Below are 25,867 nucleotides of genomic sequence, written 5' to 3'. Positions count from 1 at the left end.
GTGTTAGTTTGGTTGTTTGAATGGTTGGGTCAGTACTATACCCCATTTTCTGCGGTTTCTTCGTTGACTCTGCGGGCTTTATTGGCAGTCGTTACCGCGCTTGGTTTCTGTATGTTTTTAGGTGGACGGGTCATTAGGCATCTGCGTGCACTCAAGTACGGTCAAGCGATTCGTAATGATGGGCCACAATCGCATTTAGTCAAAACTGGCACGCCTACCATGGGTGGGGTGTTAATTTTAAGTGCCATCGGTGTGTCGACCTTACTGTGGGCGCGACTGAATAATCCTTACGTTTGGATTTTGCTCATTGTGATGATTATCTTTGGCGCGGTAGGCTGGGCAGATGATTGGTTAAAAATTAAATACAAAGACCCCAAAGGATTGAGTGCTCGCAAAAAATATTTCTGGCTGTCAATGGGCGCGTTATTCGTGGGAATTTCCCTTTATTATATTGCTACGTTACAGCCTGACATAGTGACCACACGCGAGATGCAGGATTTATTGTTACCCATCTTTAAAGACTGGGCCATCCCATTCTCAGCGGTACCCTATGGTATTGGTTTTATTATCTTTACTTATTTTGTGATTAATGGTGCCTCAAATTCGGTTAACTTGACTGATGGCTTAGATGGCCTCGCTATTTTACCTGTAGTCTTGGTTGCAGCAGGTTTGGGTGCGATGGCTTATGTATCAGGTGATGTCAGGTTCTCTGAATATTTGCATGTACCTTATATCGCCTATAACTCTGAGGTAATTATTGTTTGTGGCGCTATGATTGGCGCAGGTCTTGGTTTCTTGTGGTTCAATGCTCATCCCGCGCAAGTATTTATGGGCGATGTTGGGGCATTAGCGTTGGGTGCGATGCTCGGTACCATTGCGGTAATGACCCGGCAAGAGATTGCTTTTGCGATTATGGGTGGGCTGTTTGTCGCAGAAGCGGTGTCAGTCATGCTACAAGTTGGCTCGTATAAGCTGCGCAAAAAACGCGTCTTTCGTATGGCACCGCTACATCATCACTTTGAAGAGATTGGTTGGAAAGAAACTCAAGTGGTCGTACGGTTTTGGATTATTGCCATCATACTAGTGATAATGGGACTGATGACGTTAAAACTGCGTTAAGACCAAACTCCGTTCATTATAGTTGTTATTAAAAAAGCCATCTAGGTCATTACTGAGATGGCTTTTTTTGCGTCTTTTGTCACTTGCTGAGCGCAAATTTTGCTAAAATGTTAACTATATTTGTATAATTTTGAGATGCTTGTGTCCTTATTTATTTGTCCTATTTGTCAGTCGCCATTACAGCCTGCAGCCGATACTTGGCGCTGTGATGGCAGCTTGCACCCCAAACAAACCTGCCATCCGTTTGATGTGGCGCGGCAAGGCTACGTCAATCTGCTGCCTGTACAACAAAAGAAATCTAAAAACCCCGGCGACAGTCAAGACTCTATCGAAGCGCGGCAGCGTTTTTTGGCTGCGGGATATTATCAACCATTACAAAATCTGGTTTGTCAGCAAATGGCACAACTATTGGCGCAAGGTAAAACAGCAACTAATAATGACGAACATGGTAAAAACGATACACCCGAAACATGCTGGCTAGATATTGGTTGCGGAGAAGGGTATTACACCCAAGCAATGGCGCAAATTGGCTCAGAAGTAAGCGTGGGTATTGATGAATTAATAGCGGCTGATATTAGTAAGTCGGCGCTGATCGAGCTGGCTAGAGCCAGTAAGGCGACAAATCGTCTGTGGTATCAAAGAGAAAATGAACAAGCAATAGGACTGTCTAAAACGGCTGCCATTTACCCATTAGTGACCAGTGCGGCGCATTTACCCTTACGCGCGCATAGCATGACCGGCATTAGTAGTATTTTTAGCCCAATTTTACCCGAAGCATTTGCTGAGGTCTTACAAGAGGGTGGCTATTTAGTGATTGCTAAGCCGGACATGGGTCATTTAGCGACCTTGCGTGAGGTACTATTTGATAGCGTGCGTGAACATGATTCTGAGAAATTTTTACCTAGTTTGGCACCGTATTTCATGCTTGTAGATACGCAACATGTTAGTACACCGTTGCGCTTATCGGTCAGTGCATTAGCTGATTTATTAACCATGACGCCCTATGCTTATCGCGCTCGTGCGGAAAATCGACAAGCACTATTGGCAAGTGCTGAGGCTCAGCCATTTGAGACCGAGGCACGATTTGTGGTGTATGTTTTGCAAAAAACAGCTGATAAATAAATTAGGCTAGTCTTTTTAATGGCCTATATATAAACGCTATAGTATTGGCCCCATGGTGGTAATAATATGGTTCCAAATTCTATAGGGTAGCGGCCAACTTTCTATAGTCAATGAAAAGTAATATCGATATATAACCTACTGCTGGCATAAGTTTTTCTTGCTTGCTGTGCCTACGCAGACAGAGGCTACAAAAAGCTTATACCAGCAGTACCCTAGCGTTTTAAGGTATTTTAACTATACCTGCTCGCGCTGTACTTCATTGGAGTCAGTAATATATTGATATTGCCGCTCCATGATGTCAGTAGTCAGCATTTTATCGCTTATTACTACATTATTTTCATAGTTCAAATCAAATCAAATCAAATCAAATCAAATCAAATCAAAGCTACGCAAGTCTAAGTTAGTCGAGCCAATTAGGCTGAGCTCACCATCAACAGTCAAGGTTTTGGCATGTAGCAAACCTGGTTTATACTCATAAATCTTGACCCCCGCTTCAAGCAATTGCCAGTAATAGCTTCGACTAGTCGCCGCCACTACGAATGAGTCATTATGCTTGGGAAAGATCATCGCGACTGCCACACCACGATAAGCAGTCGCGCATAAAATATTAATCAGTGAATAGTCCGGTATAAAGTATGGTGTTGAAATAATCAACGTATGCTGAGCTTGACTGATGAGCGCCCCTAGAAACTGCGGAGTTGCGCCGCGTCGCTGGGTGGGTCCATCTGCGAAGACTTGCGCCGCAAACCCATCTGGCTGTGGCTTCGTATTATAATAAAAGCTTTCTGGAGAGGTGTCGGGGTTTTCAGTTAACCAATCACTAGCAAACAGCATTTGATTTTGTGCCACTACTGGTCCTTCAACCCGCAGCATAATACCTACCTAAGGCGCATATTTAGGCTTTACTCGAAACTCAGGATCCGCGCAGTTACGACTATCGCAATAGCCAAGCCAACCGTGCTGATGAGGTTAGGTCGTGACGCGCCAGTACTCGCAAGGATATCAGCAGCAGTAAGACAAAATGCACGGTTAGGAAAATATTTACTGCCATAGGGAGGTCCTACTATTATTAGTGCTTTTACTTAAAAGTATCTTTATACCGTTATCGATAGCATTAACTGATTATAACGTATTCTGAACCTTGGGTGCCTACCTAGGAATGGTGATATTAACTTGCACAATGTCAATTGCCAGTCTTATAAAATAAGAGCACTCTAGGTGTTTTTCTATAAAACCTCGTCATGAAGCGCTTCATAACTGGTTACGATTCTCTAAAACCAATCTTAGTAGATGGCTAAAAAAAGGAGTATAAGTGACAGTGTCATTGACGTAGGCAGGGCGACTCTAAACGTTCTATCCTAAAAAGTTATATTATCTCAAAAGTCTAGTTGGAACTAACTATCCCTTTAATGGACTCAGGCTATGCACCCAGCCCTACCGTATCGATTGTTGAATAAGTTTACTATTGTCGCCAGCATTATTGGGGTAGCAGTCGCTTTAGTCGACAGTGGTTTTACACTATCAACGTGGCTACAGCACCTCTTTCATATTTTCTATTTAGCGATTATTTTACTGGGGTTTATCGCCACGATAGGGCGCTATACTCGCCGAAAATTGCCGTTGATCGTGAACAAGGTAGCAATTTTTGATTTGCTGACCGGTATAGCGATTGTCATGCTACTGGTGGTTCATTTCACGGCTTTGTGGCAATCAGGGCTATCGACGCCGGTAGATGGCTTTATCGCGATTAAGGTTGCTGTATTTGTCACCTTTGTCCGTGAAATATCTGATAATAATTTTAGTCTTAATCGTGCGTTTTTAAATCCAGCGCAGTTTTTTATCTTAAGTTTTTTATCAGTAGTATTGGTCGGGGCCTTGCTACTGATGATGCCCAACGCTACCAACGAGCCTATCTCATTTGTTGATGCGCTATTTACTGCTACCAGTGCCGTCTGCGTGACCGGATTGATTGTGGTAGATACCGCCACCCGTTTTACCACCTTTGGGCAAATGATTATCATAGGTCTTATTCAAATTGGTGGCCTTGGTATCCTGACCTTTGTGACTTATTTTAGCTACTTTTTTAAAGGTGGTATCAGCTATGAGACTCAGCTAAGTATCAGTGAGATGAACTACTCACCGCGTATGGGTGATATGGTCACCACTCTAAAATCTATTTTATACGTGACTTTTGGTGTCGAGGCGCTGGCTGCTATTTTGATTTATATCAGCATTTATGATCTACCAGGATTGAATCTCTCTGAGCGGTTATTCTTTTCGGTTTTTCATGCCGTATCTGCATTTTGTAATGCGGGATTTTCTACCTTCAGCGCAGGTTTATACGATGAGGCGTTACGCTTTAACTATCCTTTACAGCTGATTATTGGTGCCACTTTCTTATTTGGTGGCATGGGCTTTGTGATTGTGGTTAATCTGCTGCGCTATCTGCGGCACTGTACCCAAAGAGCGCTTTACCATAATGATCCGCGCTATACCTATCAGCCGTGGCTACTTAGTATTAACAGTCGCATCACTTTAATCACCTCTGGCGCGTTATTATCAATAGGGCTAATTGGGGTGATGCTATTTGAATACCACGGCATACTTGCTGAGCATAGTAGTTGGTATGGCAAATTAATAGCGGGGTTATTTACGGCGGCTACGCCGCGAACTGCAGGCTTTAATATTGCCGATATGGATGCGCTGGCGTTCCCGACTGTGATGCTAACGATTTTTTTGATGTGGGTTGGTGCGTCTCCCAATTCAACGGGTGGCGGTATCAAGACTAGCACCTTTGCTATTGCGGTGTTAAATACTTTTAGCCTCGCGCGTGGTCAGACCAAGGTGGAAGTATTCAAACGCGAAATAGCTGATATTTCTATTCGTCGGGCATTTTCGATCATGTGGCTGTCGCTATTGGTGATTGGTACGGGCGTGACTCTGATCAGTTATGATCAGCCTGAGCTTGATTTGATTAAAGTGATTTTTGAATGTTTTTCTGCCTATAGCACAGTGGGGTTGAGTTTGAACCTAACGGCTGATCTATCAACTTTTAGTAAGCTGGTGGTCACAGCCATCATGTTCGTTGGGCGGGTGGGTATGCTAACCATCTTTATCGCACTACTTAAAAATATGCGCCAACGTAACTATCGTTACCCGACTGAAGAGATTACTATTAACTAGGGTGTATTGAGTTATTATTCGATCGTCAAAGCAAGATTATAAGGGCTTAGTATTAAAACAAGACGCTTAAGAGAAGATAAGGAAGGTTATGAAATATATCATCGTAGGTTTAGGAAGTTTTGGCTCATCACTCGGTATAGCGCTCACTAGCCAAGGCCATGAGGTGGTCGCTATTGATAGCAGTATGCGAAAAGTTGAGAGCTATAAAGAAGTCATCTCGCATACCATCTGTATGGACGCAACCGATGAGTATACGGTCAATGGCCTACCGATTATTGATACGGATATAGTGATAGTGGCGATTGGGGAAGACCAAGGCGCTAACGTCATGGCGACCGCCTTATTTAAAACCCTAAAAGCAAAGCGTTTAATCAGCCGGAGTATCAACCCGCTGCACGAAAAAGTGCTACAAGCGATTGGGGTCGATGATATTTTTCATCCTGAACAAGAATCGGCAAAGCGCTGGGCAAAACGGCTGTCACTACGTTATTTCGTCGACTCTTTTTCCTTGACTGATAGCTTTAGTATTGTGGAGATTAGTATTCCAGACGCTTTGATCGGTAAAACAGTAGCTGCCTTACAGCTGGAAGATAAGTTCAATATCAAACTACTGAGCACTATGCGTTATGAGCATTACAAAGACAGCTTTGGGCGCGCTCAAAGTAGGCCTAGTATTCAAGGCTTAGCTGAACCTGAACAAGTCCTGCAAGATAGTGATGTGCTGGTAGTCTACGGCGCTAATAAACACATTAATCAGTTCTTACGTAGTGTTGGGGTTAAAGTACAGTAGCGGGCCGAAAAGTTAACCGTCAGCTATTTGAAATAGTAGATACATGAAATGATGAAGGGGAAAGTTATGAACAAGTACCGCATATCCGTCCTATGTATTGCCGGGTTGGTGTTATTCTCAGGCTGTGATCAGTCAATACAAGACCCAAACACCATGTTCTCAGAGAAACATAAAGATCCGATTACAGAGCTTGAGATAAAATCAGCGGTCGATCGTAGCCAATTTCTCTATAAGCAAACTTTTTATGTGCCGATTTACTCAGACATCTATACCGACAGAGACAACCGTCAAGTTCTGTTATCAGCCACCTTGAGTGTCCGTAACACCACTTTAAAAAAATCTTTATACATTAACAAAATAGACTATTACGATACCGATGGTGCTTTTGTCAAAGCGTACTTAAAAAGCCCGATTGAGCTACCAGCCATGGCCACACTTAATTATATTGTCGAAAAAGAAGAAGACAAAGGTGGGTCTGGCGCAAATTTCATCATCGAAGTGGAAGGCGTAGATGACACGGTAAAACCCATTATCGAAGCAGTTATGGTCGGTAATTTTAGTAATAAAGCCTTCGCATTTAGCACAGAGGGGACGCCAGTTGTGCACTAATGCAAATAAATGCCGTAATCTATCGGTTTATCAATTTGCTATCAAGTAGCAAGCCTTAACCCAGTTCATTGTGCCAAGATGCGCTATGACGATAGGTACTCTGGCAACAATGGGCTCAAAAGGTGGCCGTGGTACCAGTTGAGGTAGGGTTTTAAATAAATTATGATCTTACTCTTTGAAAGTAGGTATCCTCGTCATGCTTTTGCCGTCCATTCTGAACCTACAGTTAATTCAATTGAGAAACAGCACAGTGCTATTGGGATGAGTTTTTTACCGCCTCCCTCACACTTGCGAACAGCACGCCAGAAAAATTTACACCAGTGGCACCTTGCTGCCAGTGACCGTCTTCTATATTGAATCGACTATAGAGCAATCTTCTTGCTTTCTATCCAGCTATCAAGTCCCTGTATCCAATAGACATTCAATCAAATAAAAACACTTCAAGATCCGCATAAAAATAGCGGTATCACTAGATTACTAGTGATACCGCTAAATGATGGGATAAGTCGGAATGGTGCTAAAAATCACTCAAGATTCAAGAGTAATGCTGGTTATTTATCTTATCAAACCAAGCGTCACTAAATTCATCTCTCATAGCATTAAAACGAACATATATGCCTTCATTATTCATAGTGGCATACCAATGGTCATTATTAGAGCCTGTCATTAGTTCAAAATATCTTCCATTCACGAACTTACCTACAATGTAGGTTTCGCCTTCTAGGTAACAGTTATTACCAATTCTACACAGAAGTTTATCACCAGTATTTATCATATTTTTGTCTTCGATTTTTTTAGCCAATAGGTAGATCATTTCATGTCGTCATTAGAAACTTTTTAAGTATAGTTTCCTCAGACACAGTAGAAATAGACTAGTTATTTCTTAGCCCTCATCTTGAGTGCACTTATTGCAAAGTTCTTAAAATACAGTAATGTTTAATACAGTAATGTTTATATCGATTTTTAAGTTTTAGATAAAGTATTTAGCAAACAATTATCTGTTTTATTATATTTATAATTTAGAATATAACATCTTATTAGACAACATCACAGTAAATTTTAGTGTCAATTATTACTAAAGTGATACAGGAAATTTTTTAGCCAAGCTTAACGTTAGAAGCATGACAAAAAACGTTATACTAGCTATGGAATTCTCCATGAAGATCAATGCGTGAGGTTTTTAAAACTTATAGTCGCGGGCTTAACACTATTAGTTGTGGGCTTAACACTATGATTAAAGTTATCTCATTACCACAAATTATCGTGATCTAGAAGATAACAGCAACGACCAACGCCCTAGATTGATAATAAATAATTGATAATAAAAAATATTAAAACAACCAAAATGGCAGCGTTCAGTGATATAGAATAAACCAGTTGCTTATAGAAATAAATCGAGAAGGAGTTGAACGGTCGAAGATTTGTGCTTAGCGGTACTTGGAAGAAAAATACTGTAATTAAATAGAGTAAAAAAATTATGTTTTACCTAAGCGCTACGGCAGTGTAGTTGATTCAATGTACAAGACAGTCGCTAGTAGCAAGGTGCCACTGGTATAAATTTTTCTGGCGTGCTGTCCGCAAGCATGACGGCGCCGGCAAAAATTCATCCCAATAGCCCTTGGTTTTTCTTAAATTGGATTAATTATAGTGAAACGCACTTTTATTTAGGTTGTCGTTATGTGTTAAAGATATGTCTTGATCCCGAGCAAGCGGCTGATACGAAAATCAACGTTGTGAAGCTGACTTGCGATAAGCTGAACCTTGTCTTTGTGGTGTGACCCCAGTGAGCAGGCATCTGATGAACGCATCTTCAAAGTTAAATGATTAAAGATCCATAATCTCAGCAATGAACAGCTGATTGAGAGGTTGCTCGCTTAAAAGTAGCTTGATAACCAACTTCCGCTTGGTCAAAGCCGAAAAACAACGCATCGGTTATATTGCATGTTAGGAACTCTTCCTCACGGAAAGACATGTAAGTCAGGCTAGATCTGACAGTAGAGCTATATTTGAAGGAGTAAAGGCAAATGAAAGAGCATAAGGACCTATAAAACCAAACACTTTATAAACATAAGTCGATATAATGATAAGTAAGCTGTACTTAAAAAATTATACAAGACAAAAAAGGTTTAGATATGAGTAATGAATTAACAGGCAGTAATCTAACTCGTGCCATGTTGGACCGTGGCGATAAGCAGGTGTGGTGCGCTACAAGCAATGATAGCGATGAGGATGCTATGGCTACTATCAATAGTGCGGACTATAGTTTTCTAAGGCATATTATTTCTTTTGACAATAACTGCTTCTTTTGTAAGGAAGGACACTCATGGCAACATGCGGTACCTGTTAAAAAAATCGCACTGACTCAAGATGAACTAGGGCTGTGAGGGATGCTTTTTCATTGGCTGACTCTTAAAATCTTTATACTGTCTTTACCGTTTAAACTAAAAAAAGTGCTGTTCATCTTATAGTTAATGAAAACTGTAGTAAATACATTATAAGTTATAGCTTCAAGAATATCTGACGTAACGTTTTGATTACGCTACCATAAACGACAGTATTTCAGGTATGGTTAAGGGATTACTTCTACAGAAAATATTACGGTAGAAGATCTTTTTAGTTCAAAAACCATAGTGAGCGGTTAGGAGGTGTCAGAATGGATAAAAAGTTGACAGGTAGTGATTTAACTCGCGCAATGCTGAAGCGCGGTGATCAACAAATATGGTGTGCTGTAGAGGACAGCAATGATGAAGAAGCCATGGCAGATCAAATGAATAACAACTTTACGGCTCGTATTGTGTCTTTTAATGACAATAGCTTTTTTTGTACTGGTGGGGTCGCATGGTCGTTTGCTGTGCCGATTAAGATAAGCGCAATGACCCAGGATGATGTAAAATTTTAGACAGTCCATGTAGGAAAATTACAATAAGTACGGTATCACTGCCTAATGCATGAATACTGCGAACCTTTAGGTTGCATACTGTTATCTATGGTACGTAAGAATCTAAAAATTCCTTTAACTTAAATGAGGGTACAGAAATTTGGTACAAAGCTATCTATGATAGCCACACTTAAAAGCCCTGATCAACATCCTTGCTGATTCAATATTGGCCACAGCCATCTTGATGGCTGTTATCGCACGCTTTACCAAATCCTTCTTTAGCTCATGTCTTAAGCTCATGTCTTACTTTGGTGTGTTCCACATCCATTCTTATCATTCAGTCCAAAATCAAATTGGGACTCAATATGCGCTTCATAAGCATATTTATGCCGTTTCTAAGCGTTACGAATCAATAGAAAATGGCAAAGTAGCTCCCCATCCTCATGCTTTTACTTCAACATCCGCACATTGCTAAGTAAATACTTAAATTAAGGCTTTTATTACCAATAAAAGCCTTAATTTTACACATGTGGCTATAGAAATCATTTATTTAATGTATTGTAGGTAGTGTAAAGCCACACTAACAAATAATAGCCTAAAATACTGACTGATTAGACTGCCACTATAGCTATCTGAAGTGTTAATATTTTCGTCTTATCGTTAGCGCTAAGTATCTTCTTCAACATCAAGGTTGTTCTTATTACATCACCGTATCTAAATGAACGGTTGCCTTCTAATGCCAAACCAATCACATCGACGCCAGCGTAAAAGTTGGTTTGACCCAATTTGTGATAGAGCTATTGGCTTTGAAATTATTAGAACTACAGCCTTTTTAAAAAATATAACCATGCTTGAATATCTTCAAGGGAGAAATTAAATGTTAGTCAAAGAAGCACTATTAGATGAAGTCAAACAATGGCGCAAACAAATTCATAGCCAGCCTGAGCTGGGTTTTAAAGAATTCAAAACTGCGTCATTTATTGCCGATAAACTACAGTCTTTTGGCATTGAAGTGCATCAAGGGTTGGGAGGTACTGGGGTTGTAGGTACACTTAAGAATGGCTCAGGTCCTACGATCGGACTACGTGCTGATATGGATGCACTACCTATAAAAGAGCAAAACGATGTTGATCATAAGTCCACTCATGACAATTGTATGCACGCCTGTGGTCATGATGGTCATACCTCAGTTCTACTAGGTACAGCCAAACATCTAAGCCAACATAAGAATTTTAGTGGAACGATTCACTTTATATTTCAACCTGCTGAAGAAGTCCTAGGCGGTGCAAAAGCCATGATTGATGATGGCTTGTTTGACAAGTTTCCTATGGACGCGGTTTATGGACTGCATAACTGGCCAGGACTGCCTGTGGGAGAGATTGCGGTTAATAATGGCCCCATGATGGCGTCCTTTGATACTTTTGAGATCACTCTAACGGGTAAAGGCACGCATGCCGCTATGCCACATCTAGGGGCTGATCCGATTGCAGCAGGTGCGGCACTAATTACTAATATTCAATCTATTATTTCTCGTCGCGTATCGCCACTGCAGTCTGGTGTGATCAGCGTGACCCAGATGAACAGCGGTGATACCACCAATGTCATTCCTGATTATGCCATTTTAAAAGGGACCGTGCGTAGCTTTGATATGGACGTACGCCAATCCATGCAGGACCTGCTCACAGAGATGGTGACAGCCTTGCCACCTCTATATGGGGTTACAGGCAAAATTGATTATCACATTCGTTATCCAGTCACCACCAATGACAGTCAGGCTTATCTTGAAATCAAAGCGGCTGCAACCAAGGTGCTGGGCGCTGATAAAGTAAAAACTGATGTAGAACCATCAATGGCTTCTGAAGACTTTTCATTCATGAGTCAGGTGGTTAAAGGCGCTTATTTTTGGTTGGGTGTCGACGGTAGCAATCCTTCTAAACCACTGCATAACGCATTGTATGATTTTAATGATGATGCTATTGAGACTGGTATCAAGGTATGGGTTTCTCTAACTGAATCTGAACTACCAAAAAAATCTTAAAAAGTTCTGAACTACCAAAAATGCCCTAATAAATTGAATGATTAAGACGTGTAGGAATAATGAAATACAAAGGGAATTGCTATGAATAATAATAGCGTGCTGTCACCGAACATGACCAAGCACCTACTTGATTGGAAGCTACATTTACTGGTGATTGGGGCATCGCTACTGGCAGAATGGATAGGCATCATTAAGATTCCTATCGGCATTGGTATCTTAGTATTACTGCCTTTACTATATGCCTTTATTTTTGCAATATTATTGAATCCTAATGTTGTTCCTTCGATGAAAGCCGTCATAACCAAGAAACGAGCAAAATTTGCCAGTTATGCCATTCTTTTAAGCATCATGCCTTTTATTGCCAAGTTTGGCGTGGGTGTTGGTCCCAATATCGAAGAAATCATAGCTGCAGGTCCAGCACTACTGCTACAAGAATTAGGTAACGTAGCTACTGTACTGATTGCTCTGCCTGTTGCCGTACTGGTCTTTGGCATGGGGCGAGAAGCCATTGGTGCGACTCACTCAATTGCTCGCGAACCCAACGTGGCTCTAATCGCTGACAAATACGGGCTTCAAAGTCCCGAAGGTATCGGGGTGATGGGTGTTTATGTCATGGGCACCTTATTTGGGGCTATTTATTTTTCATTAATGGCAGGCGTCATTGCCTCTATGGAACTTATTGATGTTCGTGCGTTGGCGATGGCTTGTGGTATCGGTAGTGGCAGTATGATGGGGGCGTGTTCGGCTGCACTTGCAGAGACTGTGCCTGCTCAAAAAGAAACCATTACGGCTTTTGCAGCCACGTCTAACCTATTGACGTATGCCACAGGATTATTCGTTAGTTTATTTGTGGCGCTACCTTTAACAGAATTTTTATACAAGCTTGTCAGCAAGTTTAAAAAGAGTGATGGTGTAGACGCTACTACCGGAACAGATTTCGGTGCCGTTATGGAAGAACCGGCTAGCCTATCGACTGTACAGTCTTTTATTTTATTAGCCGTTATATGTGTCGTACTGCTATTGAGTAACTGGGTAGGACAAGGCGTCAACCCAATTACCGCTTTGCCTGCTATGATGATTCTGTTTGCCTGCTGTATTGTTGGGATATTATTAAAACAATTAATCCCAGTCAATGTCCCAGCTATTGCTTGGATATCCATTGTGGCTATTTTAATATCATTGCCACAGTTCCCATTCAATGCTTACGTTTTGGCAGAGACAGAGAAACTGGGTGTGTTGCAATTACTGACACCAGTGCTTGCCTATGCAGGGTTTGCCATCTCGCAAATGGAAGTGGATTTATTCAAAAAATCAGGATTTAAAATTGCGATCGTTGCCATACTTACTTTTACAGGCACCTTCTTAGGGTCGGCTATGATTGCACAAGCCATGCTATAAAAGCTTCTGGTGGACTGTCATAGTGAATCAAATTTAGATCTAGTATCTACCATAAAGATAACGAGCCTAGAGGCACGCTCACAGCCTCTAAGGCTATAAAAACTAACCATACTGTGTTGATCCGGATGAGAAGGGGTACATTTTTTGCTAGGTTTGAGAATGCGGATTTTACTATCACTTGACAGGTTATTATTTTCCTATATCTGCAAGCTATACGCTTAAAGCGTTAAGACGATTATGTTGGTCTAGGCCATATAAATTTAGATCGAATGTTGGTCTAATTGAGGTGTATATGAATAATAGACCAACGAATAGACCAACACAACACGTGGGATACATAGGGTTGAATAGGAATGATTCGGACAGCAGTAGATAATAAGTATAGACTGTAAGTCTTACCTGTAAAGGGTTTAAGGAGTATTTTGGAGGGGTTCGGACAGATTGGGAAAATAGGGGATAACTAAGATTGGCGGTGAAGGAGGGATTCGAACCCTCGATACGCTATTAACGCATACACACTTTCCAGGCGTGCGGTTTCAGCCACTCACCCACTTCACCGTTTTTGACGTTCAATAGCCAGCTTTGGTACCATATTACTCGAAGATGAGACGTAACAACTGGTAGCCTAACTATTTCAGACGGCCTAGTATAGCGGATACGATTTAAAATGTCACTGGTAAAAACTCTTTGTCTCATGCAGAAGGTTTGACAGGGTAATAGCTTATCTTTCTTTATCTGTAAACGCCTGCTAGGATAGCAAATATTAAAGCAAAGACTGTCAGGTATTGAGGGTAAAAAAACAATGATAAGCGTCGATAGGCCCAAAAGTGGTAGTGATATAACGAATATACTCTATGCTATATCTAGCGTTGTATCAAGCCGTCTCAGCGTTATGGTATCGACGCTGGTCAGCATGATGATAGTCTTTATAATCGCTATAGCACCGGCACATGCTGATGACCTGACTCAGTGTAGCGAGTCTTTTTATGGCGGTACTTATCCTGAATTTACGAATACTAAGCTTAGTGAAAAGACCCAGATGCTATGTATGGATGGCTTTGCTGTTATGTATTCTGGGGTCTCACGCACACCGCTGTGGGTCGCAGAGTATCTAACACGTAAGCGCTTACAACAGGCCAAACAAATCGATCGCGAAGATAGCTTTCACGAAGAAAGCCGGCTACCCCAGTCATTCCGTGCCGAGCTCTCTGACTATTCGGGCTCTGGCTATGATCGTGGACATTTAGCGCCTAATGGAGATATGGCCAACCGCAGTCAGCAATATGATAGCTTTAGCCTTGCCAATATCGCGCCGCAGTCACCCCGTAATAACCGCTATATTTGGCGTAATATTGAGTCAGCAACTCGTTATTTGACCCAGCAATATGGTGAAGTCTATACGGTTACTGGCGTAGCCTTTACTAATAAAAAAACCAAACGACTTGCCGGACGAGTATTGGTGCCGAGCCACTTTTTTAAAGCAGTCTATATTCCAGCCATTAATCAAGCAGGCGTTTATTATGCGCCCAATGACGAGTCAGAGCGCATAGAAGTCATCAGTGTAGATGAGTTAGTAGTGCAAACGGGTATTGATGTGCTGCCAGCACTTGACCGTCAACGCAAAGAACAGGCACTGGTATTGCCATTAAAAGCAGGCAAGGAGTTAGAGACATCAGAAGAGCCCAGTGAAGAGCCGACTTGGATGCTATTTGTATGGGCAATTATTGATTGGCTAATGATGCAGCTACAGGCTTAAATAGTATGAAGTGAGTATACGTTAGCAATAGTTAGTTAAAAAACAACCTATTATTAAAAAATAACACACTGCATCGTTAATAATCAGGAGACGGCAATGATTAAACCTTTTGCTAATGACCATCAAAGTATGCAAATTGGTGAGCTAGTTATCGAGAACCAAAAAGATAAAATCATTATCTATGGTGATATTGATCTACACTTTGATGTGTCGGGACATAAGCAAGCTCAACAGCTACATGAATTAACCGGTAAAATTTTACAGGCTTTTGAAAATTCTGCTGGTTATATTAATAATGAGCCTGAGTCAAAAGCAAAAAATGACCAATCAGATGAAAATATAGACAATCCTTTTATGTAACTATTTGATATAGTTCTGGTTTTATAGCAATAAGAAACTATAAAAAAACTACTAGGCAAAGTTCTAATTTTGCTTATAATAGGTTGAGACATCGCTTATGTTGCTAAAGTACTCGTTTTCCAACTGTATACCGTATCATTTATAGCAAAGAAAACTTTTAGCAAAGGATAAGCGTAATAACATAACGTTTTGAGTAATCATCGTACGAAGGGAGTCGATTTATGAAATTATTTACAAAAACTACGTTAGCAATCGCTGGTATCAGTATGGCTACAATGGCATTTGCTGCAGATCCATTAGCAAATACTACTTGGCAAACTTTTGACGAAGGCAAGCCAAAAGGTTTGGTGAAAATCACTGAAGCGAACGGTGTCTTGACTGGCAAGCTGGTTGCCGCTATGACAGAAAAAGGCAAACAATATGTTGGTATGACTATTATTTCTGGTCTTAAGTCCGACGGCAATGGCAAATATAGTGGTGGCACGATTACAGATCCTGCAAAAGACAAAACCTATCGCATGACTGCAAATTTAAGTGGTAATACACTGGATCTAAAAGGTTATATCGGTCCATTCTCACGTAGCCAAACGTGGAAAAAGAAATAAGCCAATATTTTGAATATTAAGAGCCTATTCCTTAAGAGTCTATTGTTTATGGAGAGGTTTTAATAGCAAATGATTAAAAAAATCCCGCATTACCTAAAGGTTCTGCGGGATTTTTTATATCGTCGATTTATTAAATGGCTCAAATCAGCTATTTTGTAAACTCAGGGTAAGCTTCCATACCACATTCTGCTATATCTCCACCTTCGTATTCATCTTCTTCAGAAATACGCAGACCAATGACTACTTTAATAATTGACCACACTATTAAACTGGCAATAAATACCCAAGCAAAAATTGTGGCAGCACCAGCAATCTGACCGATAAAGGTAGATGCCGGATTGGTAATCGGGACAATCAGTAGACCAAATAGACCCACCACGCCATGAACTGAAATCGCACCAACTGGATCATCAATTTTCATTCTATCTAAGGCGAGGATTGATAACACTACAATCATGCCTGCTATCATACCGAAAATAGTGGCTTGTAGAGCGGAGGGGGTTGAGGGTTCTGCAGTAATCGCAACTAGACCTGCTAATGCACCATTTAAGAGCATCGTTAAGTCAGCTTTTCCGAAAATGAGACGCGCGAGTAACAAGGCCCCAATAGCACCGCCTGCTGCTGCAGCATTGGTATTCAAAAACACTATGGCAACGGCGTTGGCACTGGCAATGTCACCCAGTTTAAGAACGGACCCGCCATTAAAGCCGAACCAACCCATCCATAAGATTAGGGTACCAAGCGCTGCCAGCGGCAGATTAGCACCAGGAATCGCCCGTATCTCACCGTTAGGACCATACTTACCTTGACGTGCCCCTAGTAGCAATACACCTGCTAGTGCAGCAGCGGCACCTGCCATATGTACGATACCAGAGCCAGCAAAATCAGAGAAGCCCAAGTCACCTAAGTTAAATAACCCAAAAACATCGTTGCCACCCCAGGTCCAACTGCCCTCTAGTGGATAGATGACACCAGTCATAACCACTGTAAAGAGTAAAAAAGACCACAGCTTCATACGTTCAGCTACGGCACCTGAGACGATTGACATACAGGTTGCCACAAAGACTACTTGAAAGAAAAAGTCGGACGCTGCAGAGTAGACGGAGTCGCCACCGAAACCATTTTCAGCCGAGGCTGCTAAGGCGTCATCTACTAGTGTCTCACCGCCTGCAATCCCGCTCAAAAATAGATCGCCACCATACATAATGGCATAGCCGCATATCATGTACATGATACTGGCGGTTGCAAACAGGGCGATGTTTTTAGTCAAGATTTCGACCGTATTTTTTGATCGAACCAATCCGGCCTCTAACATAGTGAAGCCGGCTGCCATCCACATGACCAGCGCCCCACATATCAAAAAATAAAACGTATCGAGTGCGTATTGAAGCTCAAAGATTTGGTTTTGCATCTTAATTCCCCCTTGAATTGATAATGCAGATCTCGTTATAACTGAGTTATAGGCGTGCGGTACGAGCTTGTAGCTTTAAACCTATACTTATAAAACTATGCTTATAAGCTTGTCTTCAACTTTAGATAGCGTCAGGACCCGTTTCACCCGTACGAATACGAATGACTTGTTCCAAGGTAGTAACAAATATTTTGCCATCACCAATTTTACCGGTGCTGGCGATACGGGTAATAGCCTCGATTGCAGGCTCAACCATCTCATCAATAACGGCCACTTCAACTTTCACTTTAGGTAAAAAGTCCACCACGTATTCTGCACCGCGATAAAGCTCGGTATGGCCTTTTTGGCGACCGAAGCCTTTTACCTCAGTGACGGTGACACCTTTAACACCGATATCAGAAAGTGCTTCTCGTACATCATCGAGCTTGAACGGTTTTAAAATCGCAGTGATTAACTTCATAAAAATTTCCTTATATGAGTGATGCCGAAGGTTGATATGTGCATTTTGGAGTATCGTACCGCTACCATGCTTACAGTAAGTCATTCAAGAACTGTGCCAAACCTACTCAAGGGGGTAGGTAAGTTTGGGCTTATTGGCTCGTAAACAACTGCCATAATGACAGAGTACAATGCTTATATTGTCATGATAAATGTTGCGGTTGGCAATATAAGCTGAGTGAATCAACCTTTGACGTTAGACTTAAGAGGACTTTATTATAACCAACTTTTAAGCTGCCAGGGCAGGCTATGCTGTGATGATTTAATAAAATATTATTGGGGGGCAAGGGTAGGAACAAGCGAGCAGAGATTGACGCTTTGAGTGTCGTTTAAATCCTAAATTTAAACTTTGGGGAATAGCAGGTACGGGGTCTTAGTACTGCAAAGTAGCTTTTCGGTATCGCTACCTTGGAGCAGCTCACGAAGACGTGATTGCCCAAAAGCACCCGTCATTAATAGACCAATATCATGCTTGCTTTGATAATAGTTTAAGGCTGCACTGACATCGCGGCAATCTAGCAACGCTTTTTTAGTGTTAATACCGGCTTGCTTAAGACGGGCATAAGCTTCACGTAGCGCATCACAGTTTTCAGAATTGTCTTTACCGACCATGACAATATGTACAGTTAGCGCGCGCACCATAGGCGTTTTACAAAGCCAATTAAGTAATTTATGCGCAGTCGCACGGTTATCGAAGGCAAATAAAGCCGTTGTTGGGGGCAAAAATGGTGCATGAGTCACCAAAATAGGGCAGTGACTTAAGCGTATGAGCTGGCTCAGAGTGGATTTACAGGTAACATGATGGCCAATAATAATAAGTTGCGCCTGATCATCAACATAATCAATGCTTTCGTTAAGGTTTTCGTGTCGGTGTAGCGTATACATCTTACGCTTAGGTTGATGCTGTTCGCAATAAACTGCGGCTTGATGCAGCAGGAGTTTGCCTTGAGCTTTTAGCTCAGAGTCACTTAAATGTTCTTTGCTGGTAAATTGATCAAGCAAGGTGCTCTCATCACCGATATTCAGGCAGCCTGAATAATTGACAGCTGCCTTTTTCTGGACGCTTGGCACCGCATGGAGCATACCAATAGGGGCTTGCAGACGTGCCGATGCCCACATACTGGCATCCAACACTGCTTGGACGTGATTAGGACAGTCTAAACAAGCAATGATACTATCTGGCTTTAAATTACTCATAAGGCAGTTACATCATATTGATAATGAAAGTATAGTCAGGCTCAATAACGAAATTGGTAACAGGCACGATTGTGTTAACCTAATAACGCAAACGAGTCATTAGATTTAATCCAACAGGTCAATATCGCGCTGATCATAGATAGAGAAACGGTCAATTAGTGTACGACTCTCACTACTGAGTCCTAACACTTTGACATCAATCCCTTCACGTTGCAAGCATATGACTAGCTTGTCTAAAGTATCAACGGCACTGATATCCCAGAAGTGGGCTTGACTGAGATCAATATGCACGGTGTTCAGCGGCTGTCATAACACATACGGTCAATCCAACGCGCTCTGTCATAGGATTAAGCTCGGGTATCTGAGCGGCAAATAGGACGTAAATGTGTGCTCAAACAAGAAGGGCGAAAATAAAGGGTGAAAATATAATTAAGCCGATGCTTACCCTACTATAATAATGCCCATCTTCGCTGAAGATGCGTGACAATAGCGTGATACAGGTCACAACATGCTAAACTAAAACGCTAAGTCAGCCTAACCAAGCATAGAAGGAATAGATATGACCATTCTCGCCGCAACAGAAACCTTACTTCATAAAGGCAGTGGTCTACAAGTAGTGGTCGGCTTAGGACAATCCGGATTATCAGTGGCAAAGTATCTTGCCGATCAAGGTTACCAGGTGGCAGTCACAGACAATCAGTCAGCACCTGCATTGGCTCAGGAGTTACCGGCAGCAGTTACTATTCGGCAATTTGGCGCGATTGATGCCGATCTATTACAACGAGCAGCACGCATTATCATAAGCCCTGGTATCTCCCTTAACATCGAGGCGGTGTCTGCTGCTAGACAGGCGAAGATCCCGGTAGTTAGTGATATTCAGCTGTTTTGTGACGCCTGTGAGGTACCAATAGTAGCAATCACTGGCTCGAATGCCAAAAGTACGGTGACCACCTTGGTTGGACAAATGGCTGCTGATGCTGGCGTTGATGTTGGCGTTGGCGGCAATATTGGCGTGCCAGCATTGAGCTTACTTGCTAATGCCAACATGCAGTTAGCGGTGCTTGAGCTGTCTAGCTTTCAGTTGGAGACAGTGACTCATTTAGGCGCGCAGGTCGCCACTGTACTCAATATGTCGCCTGATCATTTAGATCGTCATGGCGATATGCTCGGCTACCATCAAGCTAAGCATCGCATCTTTCAAGGCGCAAAGTCAGTGGTTATTAGTCGTGAAGACGCATTGACTCGACCTCTAGTAGCAGATAACTTACCACGGTTGAGTACGGGTATCCATGCCCCTGATAAAGGTCACTATGGTCTAATTACTGATCCTAACGGACAAATTCACCTGGCACGAGGTACTGACCGACTATTATCGGCGGACAAACTGATTATTAAAGGTCGCCATAACCTGCTCAATGCACAGGCTGCTCTAGCACTAGGTGAGCTTGCTGGTTTACCGCTTGATAGTATGCTGATCACGCTACAGCGATTCACCGGACTTGAGCATCGTTGCCAATATGTCGCAACTGCCGCTGATATTGACTATTTTAATGATTCCAAAGGCACTAATATCGGCTCAACGATGGCTGCTATCGAAGGGCTAGGTGCAGTATATGCCCCCAAAGATGGCAAGCTGTTATTAATCTTAGGCGGACAAGGCAAAGGCCAAAAATTTGGCGAATTAACCCCTTTTATCAACCAGTATGTCAGTCAAGTACTGTGTATTGGTGAGGACAGCCAGCAGATTGAGCAGCATCTACGCGCTGCCGCATTAAGTGATGAGGTGATGTTACATCAATGCCAGACACTGGAGGGTGCTTTTGCGACCATTCAACAAGTGACCGCAAGTAGTCTGTCACAAGTACAAGCGGTGTTATTGTCACCGGCCTGTGCCAGCTTTGATCAGTTTAGTGGTTATGCGGCTCGCGGTGAATATTTTAGTCAGTTAGTCGCACAGTTAGAGGCGTTTACGGCCAGCTAGCTAGGGCGTGTCATCAATTGATAATCAGGCAGCAGTATTTAATAAAGGGTAATTTGTGCTTAATACATTATGTTTGCTTGATAAAGTATTGTTTTGCTTATAGATTACTGCTACTGTCAATGATAATCGATCAAGCAACAGACCAGCCAAATCAATAGCCGGCTGACCTCGCCTTGTGACATAACAATGAGTAACAAGACGTGCTGCACTGACATTATTTGTTGCAACGCCTAATAGTTTATTAGGCTGCGCAGTTTAATGTTGTATCATGTTGCCTGACATCGCCTATCTAGTCGTATTTGTCTTGTATTCGCTATTGGTTACTGTCTATTTTGTTTTATCTCTTTTATATTTTTTAAACGGTGGCGTTTAATAGACGCCGTGTTTTTTGTTTGTTAGTGTACTTAAAAATTATGGCGCTCTCTTTCTTCTCTCGTTCATCTCGTCAATCGCAGTCAGCTACTGGCTCAGATGGTATCCTGTCCATGCCATCAGCACGTGCCATCTTATTAGCAAGTGTTGGCTGTATGCTGGTACTCAGTTTATTAATGGTGGCCTCTGCCTCTATTCCCTTTGCGCTCAGTCGCGGAATGACAGAGCTATACTTTTTTGAGCATCAGCTGATGTATATGGGTATTGGCATCTGTGTGGCGGCAGTGCCCTATTATTTCCTACCGCTACGAACCCTGTATAAAACTGAAATGCAATTTTTGCTGCTGGCCATTACCGGCGGATTGCTGTTTCTAACTTTACTTGGTACCCCTATTAATGGCTCTAAACGCTGGTTAGAGCTAGGCTTTCTTAACTTCCAAGTAGCGGAGCTGGCGAAATTAGTGATGATTGTGTTCGTTGCTGACTTTGTGGTGCGGCGCTCTTTTGAGGTACGTAATGGCTGGGATGGTTTTTTACGGATCTTTTTAGTCGTTGGTATGATAACGATGTTGCTGTTATTACAGCCAGATTTTGGCTCGCTAGTGGTTATTGTAGGGACTGTGTTTGCTATATTTTATATCGCTGGTGCCCCTTATAAGCAATTTCTAGCATTGGGCGTATTAGTCGTGGGCTTAGCGGTGCTAGCAGTGACCTTGGTACAGTATCGCCTGACACGCGCCTTATCATTTATAGATCCTTTTGATGATGTTCAGGACACCGATTATCAGCTGGCACGCAGCTTAATTGCTTTTGGTCGCGGAGAGTTTACAGGGGTTGGTTATGGTGAAAGTGTGCAAAAGCTATCGCACTTACCAGAGGCTCATACGGATTTTCTATTAGCGATTACGGGTGAAGAACTGGGCTTTGTAGGCGTCACTATGGTGCTGCTGCTTGAAGCGCTGATCATTGGTAGCGCTATGCGTATCAGCTACAATGCGCTTAAGCGTCGGCAGATGCGCATGAGCTATACCGCATTTGGGATCGGAATCGTCTTTATTGCGCAGACTATTATTAATGCGGCGATGAATATGGGCGCCATTCCAACCAAAGGTCTGACCATGCCATTCTTTAGTTATGGCGGCTCATCGATGCTAATCAGCTTAGTTATGGTCGCGCTGTTGTTGAAAATTTATAAAGAAAGTCCTGAGATAGAAAAAAGCCAGGGTCGCTATTACTAAGACCTTGTTAAGGTGTTATTAAGGCATTTTTTATTCTTTATGTTCCTGAAACTCACTGAACATATCCAGATGACTTATGCCTTGCAAAGGCGCGTTATCCCATTGGGCGATCGCTTGCTCCAGCATGCGCGCTGGCGTGTCATTATCGACAGATGGCTGTTGTAGCAGCTGTAAAGCGTTGGCAATTAGCGTGCTAGGCTTGCGAGTATCGATAGGCTGAGCGAGATTTTGCTTGGAGAGCTTTTGGCCGTCAGTATGACATATCAGCGGTAGATGATACCAACGGTCAATAGCGGTCAGGTTAGCGGCCTGCATGATGCTAATCTGAGCCGTGGTCAGCGGTAAGATATCTAAGCCGCGCATGATATGGGTAATCTGTTGCAGACCATCATCAATACTGGCCGCCAAAATATAATTAATCATGCCATCTTGACGCCGCACCACCATATCCCCCAAAGTTTGCTGGGGATTACTCCATTGCATGCCTTGAATCCCATCCATAAAACCAATCATATGATCGGGTAGCTGTATACGCAGCTTATGCTGCTGCTGATCAAGATTGGCATTTATACAACAGCGTGGATACCGTTGATTACGGCTTAGGGCGTCAGTGACGCTTTTGGGGACTGTGTTGTTTGGTGGCGCATTTTTTTGCTCTAAAGATTGTTGCTTCCTAGCTTGTTGTTGCCAATATTGCGTTAGACTTTTACGGGAACATAGGCAGCCGTAGAGTCGCGGATGCAGTACAGTGGACAAGTAGTCGTTGTAGATATCAACACGCTCAGACTGATAAATGACATCACCGTCCCAGTGCAGGCCCAATACTTCTAAATCTATCAGTATCTGCTCGCTAAACTGGTTATCACAGCGCGCGGTATCAGTGTCTTCGATACGTAGTAACCATTTGCCACCTAATGACTTAATATGGCAATAACTTGCTAGCGCAGTGGTCAATGAGCCAAGGTGTAGCTCACCAGTCGGCGAGGGTGCAAAACGGCCAATAGGCTGTGCTGGCGGCGCCCGAGTTGGAGTAAGACTATGATCATTAATGAGTGTCAAAATAGGCAGCTGTTGAAAGTAGGAGAATATAGATAGGATAAAGAAGGCGACTATAAAAAGATATTTATTAAATGCAACGAGCGACCAGTAATATGGTCGCTCGTTGTTATACGTACTTTAGTTAACTTTAATTTAAAGGCCTTTTTAAGCACCTTGGTTTTGGCGTTCTTTAATTTCAGATAAAGTCTTACAGTCGATGCACTGAGTCGCGGTTGGGCGTGCTTCTAAGCGACGTAAACCGATTTCTACTCCGCAAGTTTCACAGAATCCATAGTCGTCATTTTCAATTTCACCCATGGACTTATCGATTTTGCGGATAAGCTTACGTTCACGGTCACGCGTACGCAGGGTTAATGCAAACTCTTCTTCTTGAGTGGCACGGTCGTTGATGTCAGGCATGGCGCTTGATTCATCTTGGATATAAGTCTTTGTGCGGTCAGCTTCGCCGATCAGTTGATGCTTCCAATCCAACAAAATAGCCTTGAAATGCTCTAACTGAGCATCAGACATATACTCTTCGTCTTTGGCAGGCACATAAGGGGTGAACTTAACATCACTCGGATTCGTGGTCAGGGTGCTCATATGGGTATCCTAATTTTTCAAATTAATTCAACAAAACGACGTTTTAAAAGACAAGACGTTGTAAATTTGCTAAACGTTATAACTTGTCCTTTTACAGAACGTTTCACCACTTGGTAACGCAAGTAACACAGCTAATCTCATAGTAAGTTCATAATGATACGTTTATACCGGTATGCTTATATCGCTACTAAAGTTATTGTTTATAAAATCTTTATCTACAAAATTGTTATGTATATTGTCATGCATATTTTTATTCAAATGCTACTGCTCAAACAATGCTACAAATTACTGGTTGCGCAAGCTTAGTAGGTGGTTGGTTTAGCTATCCTAGCTACTATAATTTTTCTTAACATCCGGCCTTAGACGATACTATTTTTTAGCACATTTTACTAGTGCCGCTGCCTTTTTACTGATTATTAACTGCTAATGTACTTTGGCATCTATTTATATTAGATGACACTATTTGTTTAGTAGTTAGTCTCTGTCAGCTATAGGTAATACCGGTGCTAGGCAGGCCAACTCGTTCATTAGCTCAATAAATATTTTGGCCTAATAAAACTGGCCGTCAAGTATCCAGTCTTTTGACCCAGCTTGCAACCTGCCCATTGTTGGCCAATTGCAACCAGCGATAACCGGGGTTTGCATTATGATCGTAGGTAAAGTCATTTTTGTAGGGCTCGAACTGGTAGCAGGTAGAGGGCGTGCTATAAACAGTAACGCCTTGGCGATAGCGGACTTGTTCTTGATGAGTATGGCCGCTAATGATAACGCGCAGATGATCAAAGGGCATCATACGTTGCCAAAAGCTCTCTGTATTCTCTGCAATATGGGCGTCTATCCAGTCAGATCTCATCGGTAGTACGTGATGATGGATAGCGATTAGGGCTGGCTTATCGTCAGCTGTCAGTTGCTCACACAACCAATCAATATCGGTATCAGTGACTTCCCCTGCGACTTTACCTGGGATAGCAGAGTCTAATAATAACAACTGCCAGTAGTCAGTATCAATGACATGACGACTGAGCAAACGCTCGTCAGCCGCTTGAGCAATGGTTTCTCGCTGAAAAAAAGGCACCTCTGTCACTATTTCATCAGTCACGTCATGGTTGCCAGCGATACAGGCAAAAGGGATATTAGTCGCCTTTAGTATCTTAAAAATATGATCATAAATAGCAGGTTCAACCTGACTAACCAAGTCGCCAGTGACCAAAATCAAGTCACAGCGAATATCTTCGTTCAAAGCCTGTCGAAGGCTGGCTTCAAAATTTTCCTGACAAATAGAGTCAGTGAGGTCATCGTTTTGAGCAATAGTGCTGCTCGTTATGGGATAGTGGGCTGATAAATGTAGGTCAGTGATCTGCAAGACGTTTACGTGCTCATCTGGCGTGTAAATCCTACGGGCAGGGTAGCTTAGCATGGTCAGTCCTTTATCAGACTAAAACGAATGAGGCTGTCAGAAAACGAATAAGTAAGTCTTGGTTTTTTACTTTTCAGCGTTGATGTTATCTAGGGTATTCCAGCAACTTTATAACCCATCTGATATTACAATTAAATAATTGCCACCACTATTTGGTGTGGCAGTTGGTTAATTAAATAGGGTACTGATAATATTTAGGAAAATTTATAGCACAAAACCTAATAAATCTCTAGCTATATCTGTGAAATAAAGTT

The 25,867-nt window shown here is 42.2% G+C and carries 23 protein-coding genes and 1 tRNA gene; 14 read left to right on the top strand and 10 right to left on the bottom strand.

The genetic code is table 11. The features are described from left to right. Together mraY and RCH20_RS08640 are read left to right on the top strand one after the other, a co-directional pair. Entirely contained in the window at nucleotides 1–1,119 is a 1,119-nt protein-coding gene (mraY, locus tag RCH20_RS08645) for a phospho-N-acetylmuramoyl-pentapeptide-transferase (protein ID WP_327193291.1), read from the top strand. Between the two features lie 135 nt (nucleotides 1,120–1,254). Continuing rightward, complete coding sequence (locus RCH20_RS08640; protein WP_327193289.1) at nucleotides 1,255–2,241, top strand: putative RNA methyltransferase; 987 nt, start codon at nucleotides 1,255–1,257, stop codon at nucleotides 2,239–2,241. 369 nt (nucleotides 2,242–2,610) lie between these two features. Here RCH20_RS08640 and RCH20_RS08635 read toward each other — a convergent pair whose 3' ends face one another. After that, the gene (locus RCH20_RS08635) at nucleotides 2,611–3,114 is read right to left on the bottom strand and encodes a phospholipase D-like domain-containing protein (RefSeq protein ID WP_327193287.1); all 504 of its coding nucleotides are present in this window, start codon (nucleotides 3,112–3,114) and stop codon (nucleotides 2,611–2,613) included. Nucleotides 3,115–3,663: 549 nt separating this feature from the next. On the opposite strand from RCH20_RS08635, the gene RCH20_RS08630 reads away from it, so the two are divergent. The 3 genes from RCH20_RS08630 (at nucleotide 3,664) to RCH20_RS08620 (ending at nucleotide 6,823) form a co-directional block, all read left to right on the top strand. Next, on the top strand, nucleotides 3,664–5,424 hold the full coding sequence (locus tag RCH20_RS08630) for a TrkH family potassium uptake protein (RefSeq protein ID WP_327193286.1): 1,761 nt from the start codon (nucleotides 3,664–3,666) through the stop codon (nucleotides 5,422–5,424). An 88-nt stretch (nucleotides 5,425–5,512) separates the two neighbouring features. Further along, nucleotides 5,513–6,214, top strand: coding sequence for a potassium channel family protein (locus RCH20_RS08625; protein ID WP_327193285.1), 702 nt, complete (start codon nucleotides 5,513–5,515; stop codon nucleotides 6,212–6,214). 66 nt (nucleotides 6,215–6,280) lie between these two features. Next, nucleotides 6,281–6,823 (top strand): DUF3124 domain-containing protein, encoded by a 543-nt coding sequence (locus RCH20_RS08620; protein ID WP_209956183.1) that lies wholly within the window; start codon nucleotides 6,281–6,283, stop codon nucleotides 6,821–6,823. Between the two features lie 535 nt (nucleotides 6,824–7,358). On the opposite strand, the gene RCH20_RS08615 is transcribed toward RCH20_RS08620, so the two are convergent. Next, entirely contained in the window at nucleotides 7,359–7,625 is a 267-nt protein-coding gene (locus RCH20_RS08615; protein ID WP_327193284.1) for a hypothetical protein, read from the bottom strand. Nucleotides 7,626–8,955: 1,330 nt separating this feature from the next. Here RCH20_RS08615 and RCH20_RS08610 point away from each other — a divergent pair. From RCH20_RS08610 to RCH20_RS08595, 4 genes are all read left to right on the top strand, one after another. Then, nucleotides 8,956–9,207 (top strand): hypothetical protein, encoded by a 252-nt coding sequence (locus tag RCH20_RS08610; RefSeq protein ID WP_327193283.1) that lies wholly within the window; start codon nucleotides 8,956–8,958, stop codon nucleotides 9,205–9,207. A gap of 269 nt (nucleotides 9,208–9,476) precedes the next feature. Next, nucleotides 9,477–9,722: a hypothetical protein gene (locus RCH20_RS08605; protein ID WP_327193282.1), complete on the top strand. Its 246-nt coding sequence runs from the start codon at nucleotides 9,477–9,479 to the stop codon at nucleotides 9,720–9,722. Nucleotides 9,723–10,578: 856 nt separating this feature from the next. After that, on the top strand, nucleotides 10,579–11,739 hold the full coding sequence (locus RCH20_RS08600) for a M20 aminoacylase family protein (protein ID WP_327193281.1): 1,161 nt from the start codon (nucleotides 10,579–10,581) through the stop codon (nucleotides 11,737–11,739). 81 nt (nucleotides 11,740–11,820) lie between these two features. Further along, nucleotides 11,821–13,137, top strand: a complete 1,317-nt coding sequence (locus tag RCH20_RS08595) for a DUF3100 domain-containing protein (protein ID WP_327193280.1) — start codon at nucleotides 11,821–11,823, stop codon at nucleotides 13,135–13,137. A 467-nt stretch (nucleotides 13,138–13,604) separates the two neighbouring features. Here RCH20_RS08595 and RCH20_RS08590 read toward each other — a convergent pair. Further along, nucleotides 13,605–13,695, bottom strand: a tRNA-Ser gene (locus RCH20_RS08590). Between the two features lie 355 nt (nucleotides 13,696–14,050). Here RCH20_RS08590 and RCH20_RS08585 point away from each other — a divergent pair. The 3 genes from RCH20_RS08585 to RCH20_RS08575 all read left to right on the top strand — a co-directional run bounded on the left by RCH20_RS08585 (nucleotide 14,051) and on the right by RCH20_RS08575 (nucleotide 15,858). Continuing rightward, nucleotides 14,051–14,893: a DNA/RNA non-specific endonuclease gene (locus tag RCH20_RS08585; RefSeq protein ID WP_327193279.1), complete on the top strand. Its 843-nt coding sequence runs from the start codon at nucleotides 14,051–14,053 to the stop codon at nucleotides 14,891–14,893. Between the two features lie 96 nt (nucleotides 14,894–14,989). Continuing rightward, nucleotides 14,990–15,253 carry a hypothetical protein gene (locus RCH20_RS08580; RefSeq protein ID WP_327193278.1) on the top strand — a complete coding sequence of 88 codons (264 nt, stop codon included), beginning with the start codon at nucleotides 14,990–14,992 and terminating at the stop codon, nucleotides 15,251–15,253. A 221-nt stretch (nucleotides 15,254–15,474) separates the two neighbouring features. Beyond that, nucleotides 15,475–15,858, top strand: a complete 384-nt coding sequence (locus RCH20_RS08575) for a DUF2147 domain-containing protein (RefSeq protein WP_209956190.1) — start codon at nucleotides 15,475–15,477, stop codon at nucleotides 15,856–15,858. A 148-nt stretch (nucleotides 15,859–16,006) separates the two neighbouring features. On the opposite strand, the gene RCH20_RS08570 is transcribed toward RCH20_RS08575, so the two are convergent. The 4 genes from RCH20_RS08570 to RCH20_RS08555 all read right to left on the bottom strand — a co-directional run bounded on the left by RCH20_RS08570 (nucleotide 16,007) and on the right by RCH20_RS08555 (nucleotide 19,255). Beyond that, a complete protein-coding gene (locus RCH20_RS08570) occupies nucleotides 16,007–17,269 on the bottom strand; it encodes an ammonium transporter (protein ID WP_327193277.1) in 1,263 nt (420 codons plus the stop codon). A gap of 121 nt (nucleotides 17,270–17,390) precedes the next feature. Next, on the bottom strand, nucleotides 17,391–17,729 hold the full coding sequence (locus RCH20_RS08565) for a P-II family nitrogen regulator (protein ID WP_209956192.1): 339 nt from the start codon (nucleotides 17,727–17,729) through the stop codon (nucleotides 17,391–17,393). Between the two features lie 380 nt (nucleotides 17,730–18,109). After that, complete coding sequence (locus RCH20_RS08560) at nucleotides 18,110–18,964, bottom strand: universal stress protein (protein WP_209956193.1); 855 nt, start codon at nucleotides 18,962–18,964, stop codon at nucleotides 18,110–18,112. 105 nt (nucleotides 18,965–19,069) lie between these two features. Continuing rightward, nucleotides 19,070–19,255, bottom strand: coding sequence for an STAS domain-containing protein (locus RCH20_RS08555; protein ID WP_327193276.1), 186 nt, complete (start codon nucleotides 19,253–19,255; stop codon nucleotides 19,070–19,072). A 268-nt stretch (nucleotides 19,256–19,523) separates the two neighbouring features. Between RCH20_RS08555 and murD the strand changes: the two genes are divergently transcribed. Beyond that, nucleotides 19,524–20,945 (top strand): UDP-N-acetylmuramoyl-L-alanine--D-glutamate ligase, encoded by a 1,422-nt coding sequence (gene murD, locus RCH20_RS08550; protein ID WP_327193275.1) that lies wholly within the window; start codon nucleotides 19,524–19,526, stop codon nucleotides 20,943–20,945. 413 nt (nucleotides 20,946–21,358) lie between these two features. After that, a complete protein-coding gene (gene ftsW, locus RCH20_RS08545) occupies nucleotides 21,359–22,555 on the top strand; it encodes a putative lipid II flippase FtsW (RefSeq protein WP_209956195.1) in 1,197 nt (398 codons plus the stop codon). A 30-nt stretch (nucleotides 22,556–22,585) separates the two neighbouring features. Here ftsW and gluQRS read toward each other — a convergent pair whose 3' ends face one another. From gluQRS to RCH20_RS08530, 3 genes are all read right to left on the bottom strand, one after another. Then, entirely contained in the window at nucleotides 22,586–23,614 is a 1,029-nt protein-coding gene (gene gluQRS / locus RCH20_RS08540) for a tRNA glutamyl-Q(34) synthetase GluQRS (RefSeq protein WP_442793120.1), read from the bottom strand. 144 nt (nucleotides 23,615–23,758) lie between these two features. Next, nucleotides 23,759–24,196, bottom strand: a complete 438-nt coding sequence (dksA, locus tag RCH20_RS08535; RefSeq protein ID WP_209956196.1) for an RNA polymerase-binding protein DksA — start codon at nucleotides 24,194–24,196, stop codon at nucleotides 23,759–23,761. A 565-nt stretch (nucleotides 24,197–24,761) separates the two neighbouring features. Beyond that, a complete protein-coding gene (locus RCH20_RS08530; RefSeq protein WP_327193274.1) occupies nucleotides 24,762–25,613 on the bottom strand; it encodes a metallophosphoesterase in 852 nt (283 codons plus the stop codon). Between the last annotated feature and the right edge of the window lie 254 nt (nucleotides 25,614–25,867).

Origin of the sequence: Psychrobacter sp. PL15 (genome assembly GCF_035984995.1) — a bacterium.
In the GTDB taxonomy this organism is placed as follows: Bacteria; Pseudomonadota; Gammaproteobacteria; order Pseudomonadales; family Moraxellaceae; genus Psychrobacter.
The sequence above is the reverse complement of the archived record's forward strand: the minus strand, read 5'-3'. Positions and strand labels throughout refer to the sequence as shown.

Coding starts and splice junctions, on each gene's coding strand:
- RCH20_RS08600 (WP_327193281.1), top strand. CDS start 10,579: ATGTTAGTCAAAGAAGCACTATTAGATGAAGTCAAACAATGGCGCAAA.
- RCH20_RS08580 (WP_327193278.1), top strand. CDS start 14,990: ATGATTAAACCTTTTGCTAATGACCATCAAAGTATGCAAATTGGTGAG.
- RCH20_RS08605 (WP_327193282.1), top strand. CDS start 9,477: ATGGATAAAAAGTTGACAGGTAGTGATTTAACTCGCGCAATGCTGAAG.
- RCH20_RS08575 (WP_209956190.1), top strand. CDS start 15,475: ATGAAATTATTTACAAAAACTACGTTAGCAATCGCTGGTATCAGTATG.
- RCH20_RS08585 (WP_327193279.1), top strand. CDS start 14,051: ATGATGATAGTCTTTATAATCGCTATAGCACCGGCACATGCTGATGAC.
- RCH20_RS08595 (WP_327193280.1), top strand. CDS start 11,821: ATGAATAATAATAGCGTGCTGTCACCGAACATGACCAAGCACCTACTT.
- RCH20_RS08635 (WP_327193287.1), bottom strand. CDS start 3,114: ATGCTGCGGGTTGAAGGACCAGTAGTGGCACAAAATCAAATGCTGTTT.
- RCH20_RS08570 (WP_327193277.1), bottom strand. CDS start 17,269: ATGCAAAACCAAATCTTTGAGCTTCAATACGCACTCGATACGTTTTAT.
- RCH20_RS08565 (WP_209956192.1), bottom strand. CDS start 17,729: ATGAAGTTAATCACTGCGATTTTAAAACCGTTCAAGCTCGATGATGTA.
- RCH20_RS08640 (WP_327193289.1), top strand. CDS start 1,255: ATGCTTGTGTCCTTATTTATTTGTCCTATTTGTCAGTCGCCATTACAG.
- ftsW (WP_209956195.1), top strand. CDS start 21,359: ATGGCGCTCTCTTTCTTCTCTCGTTCATCTCGTCAATCGCAGTCAGCT.
- RCH20_RS08625 (WP_327193285.1), top strand. CDS start 5,513: ATGAAATATATCATCGTAGGTTTAGGAAGTTTTGGCTCATCACTCGGT.
- RCH20_RS08620 (WP_209956183.1), top strand. CDS start 6,281: ATGAACAAGTACCGCATATCCGTCCTATGTATTGCCGGGTTGGTGTTA.
- RCH20_RS08530 (WP_327193274.1), bottom strand. CDS start 25,613: ATGCTAAGCTACCCTGCCCGTAGGATTTACACGCCAGATGAGCACGTA.
- murD (WP_327193275.1), top strand. CDS start 19,524: ATGACCATTCTCGCCGCAACAGAAACCTTACTTCATAAAGGCAGTGGT.
- RCH20_RS08630 (WP_327193286.1), top strand. CDS start 3,664: ATGCACCCAGCCCTACCGTATCGATTGTTGAATAAGTTTACTATTGTC.
- RCH20_RS08610 (WP_327193283.1), top strand. CDS start 8,956: ATGAGTAATGAATTAACAGGCAGTAATCTAACTCGTGCCATGTTGGAC.
- dksA (WP_209956196.1), bottom strand. CDS start 24,196: ATGAGCACCCTGACCACGAATCCGAGTGATGTTAAGTTCACCCCTTAT.
- RCH20_RS08560 (WP_209956193.1), bottom strand. CDS start 18,964: ATGAGTAATTTAAAGCCAGATAGTATCATTGCTTGTTTAGACTGTCCT.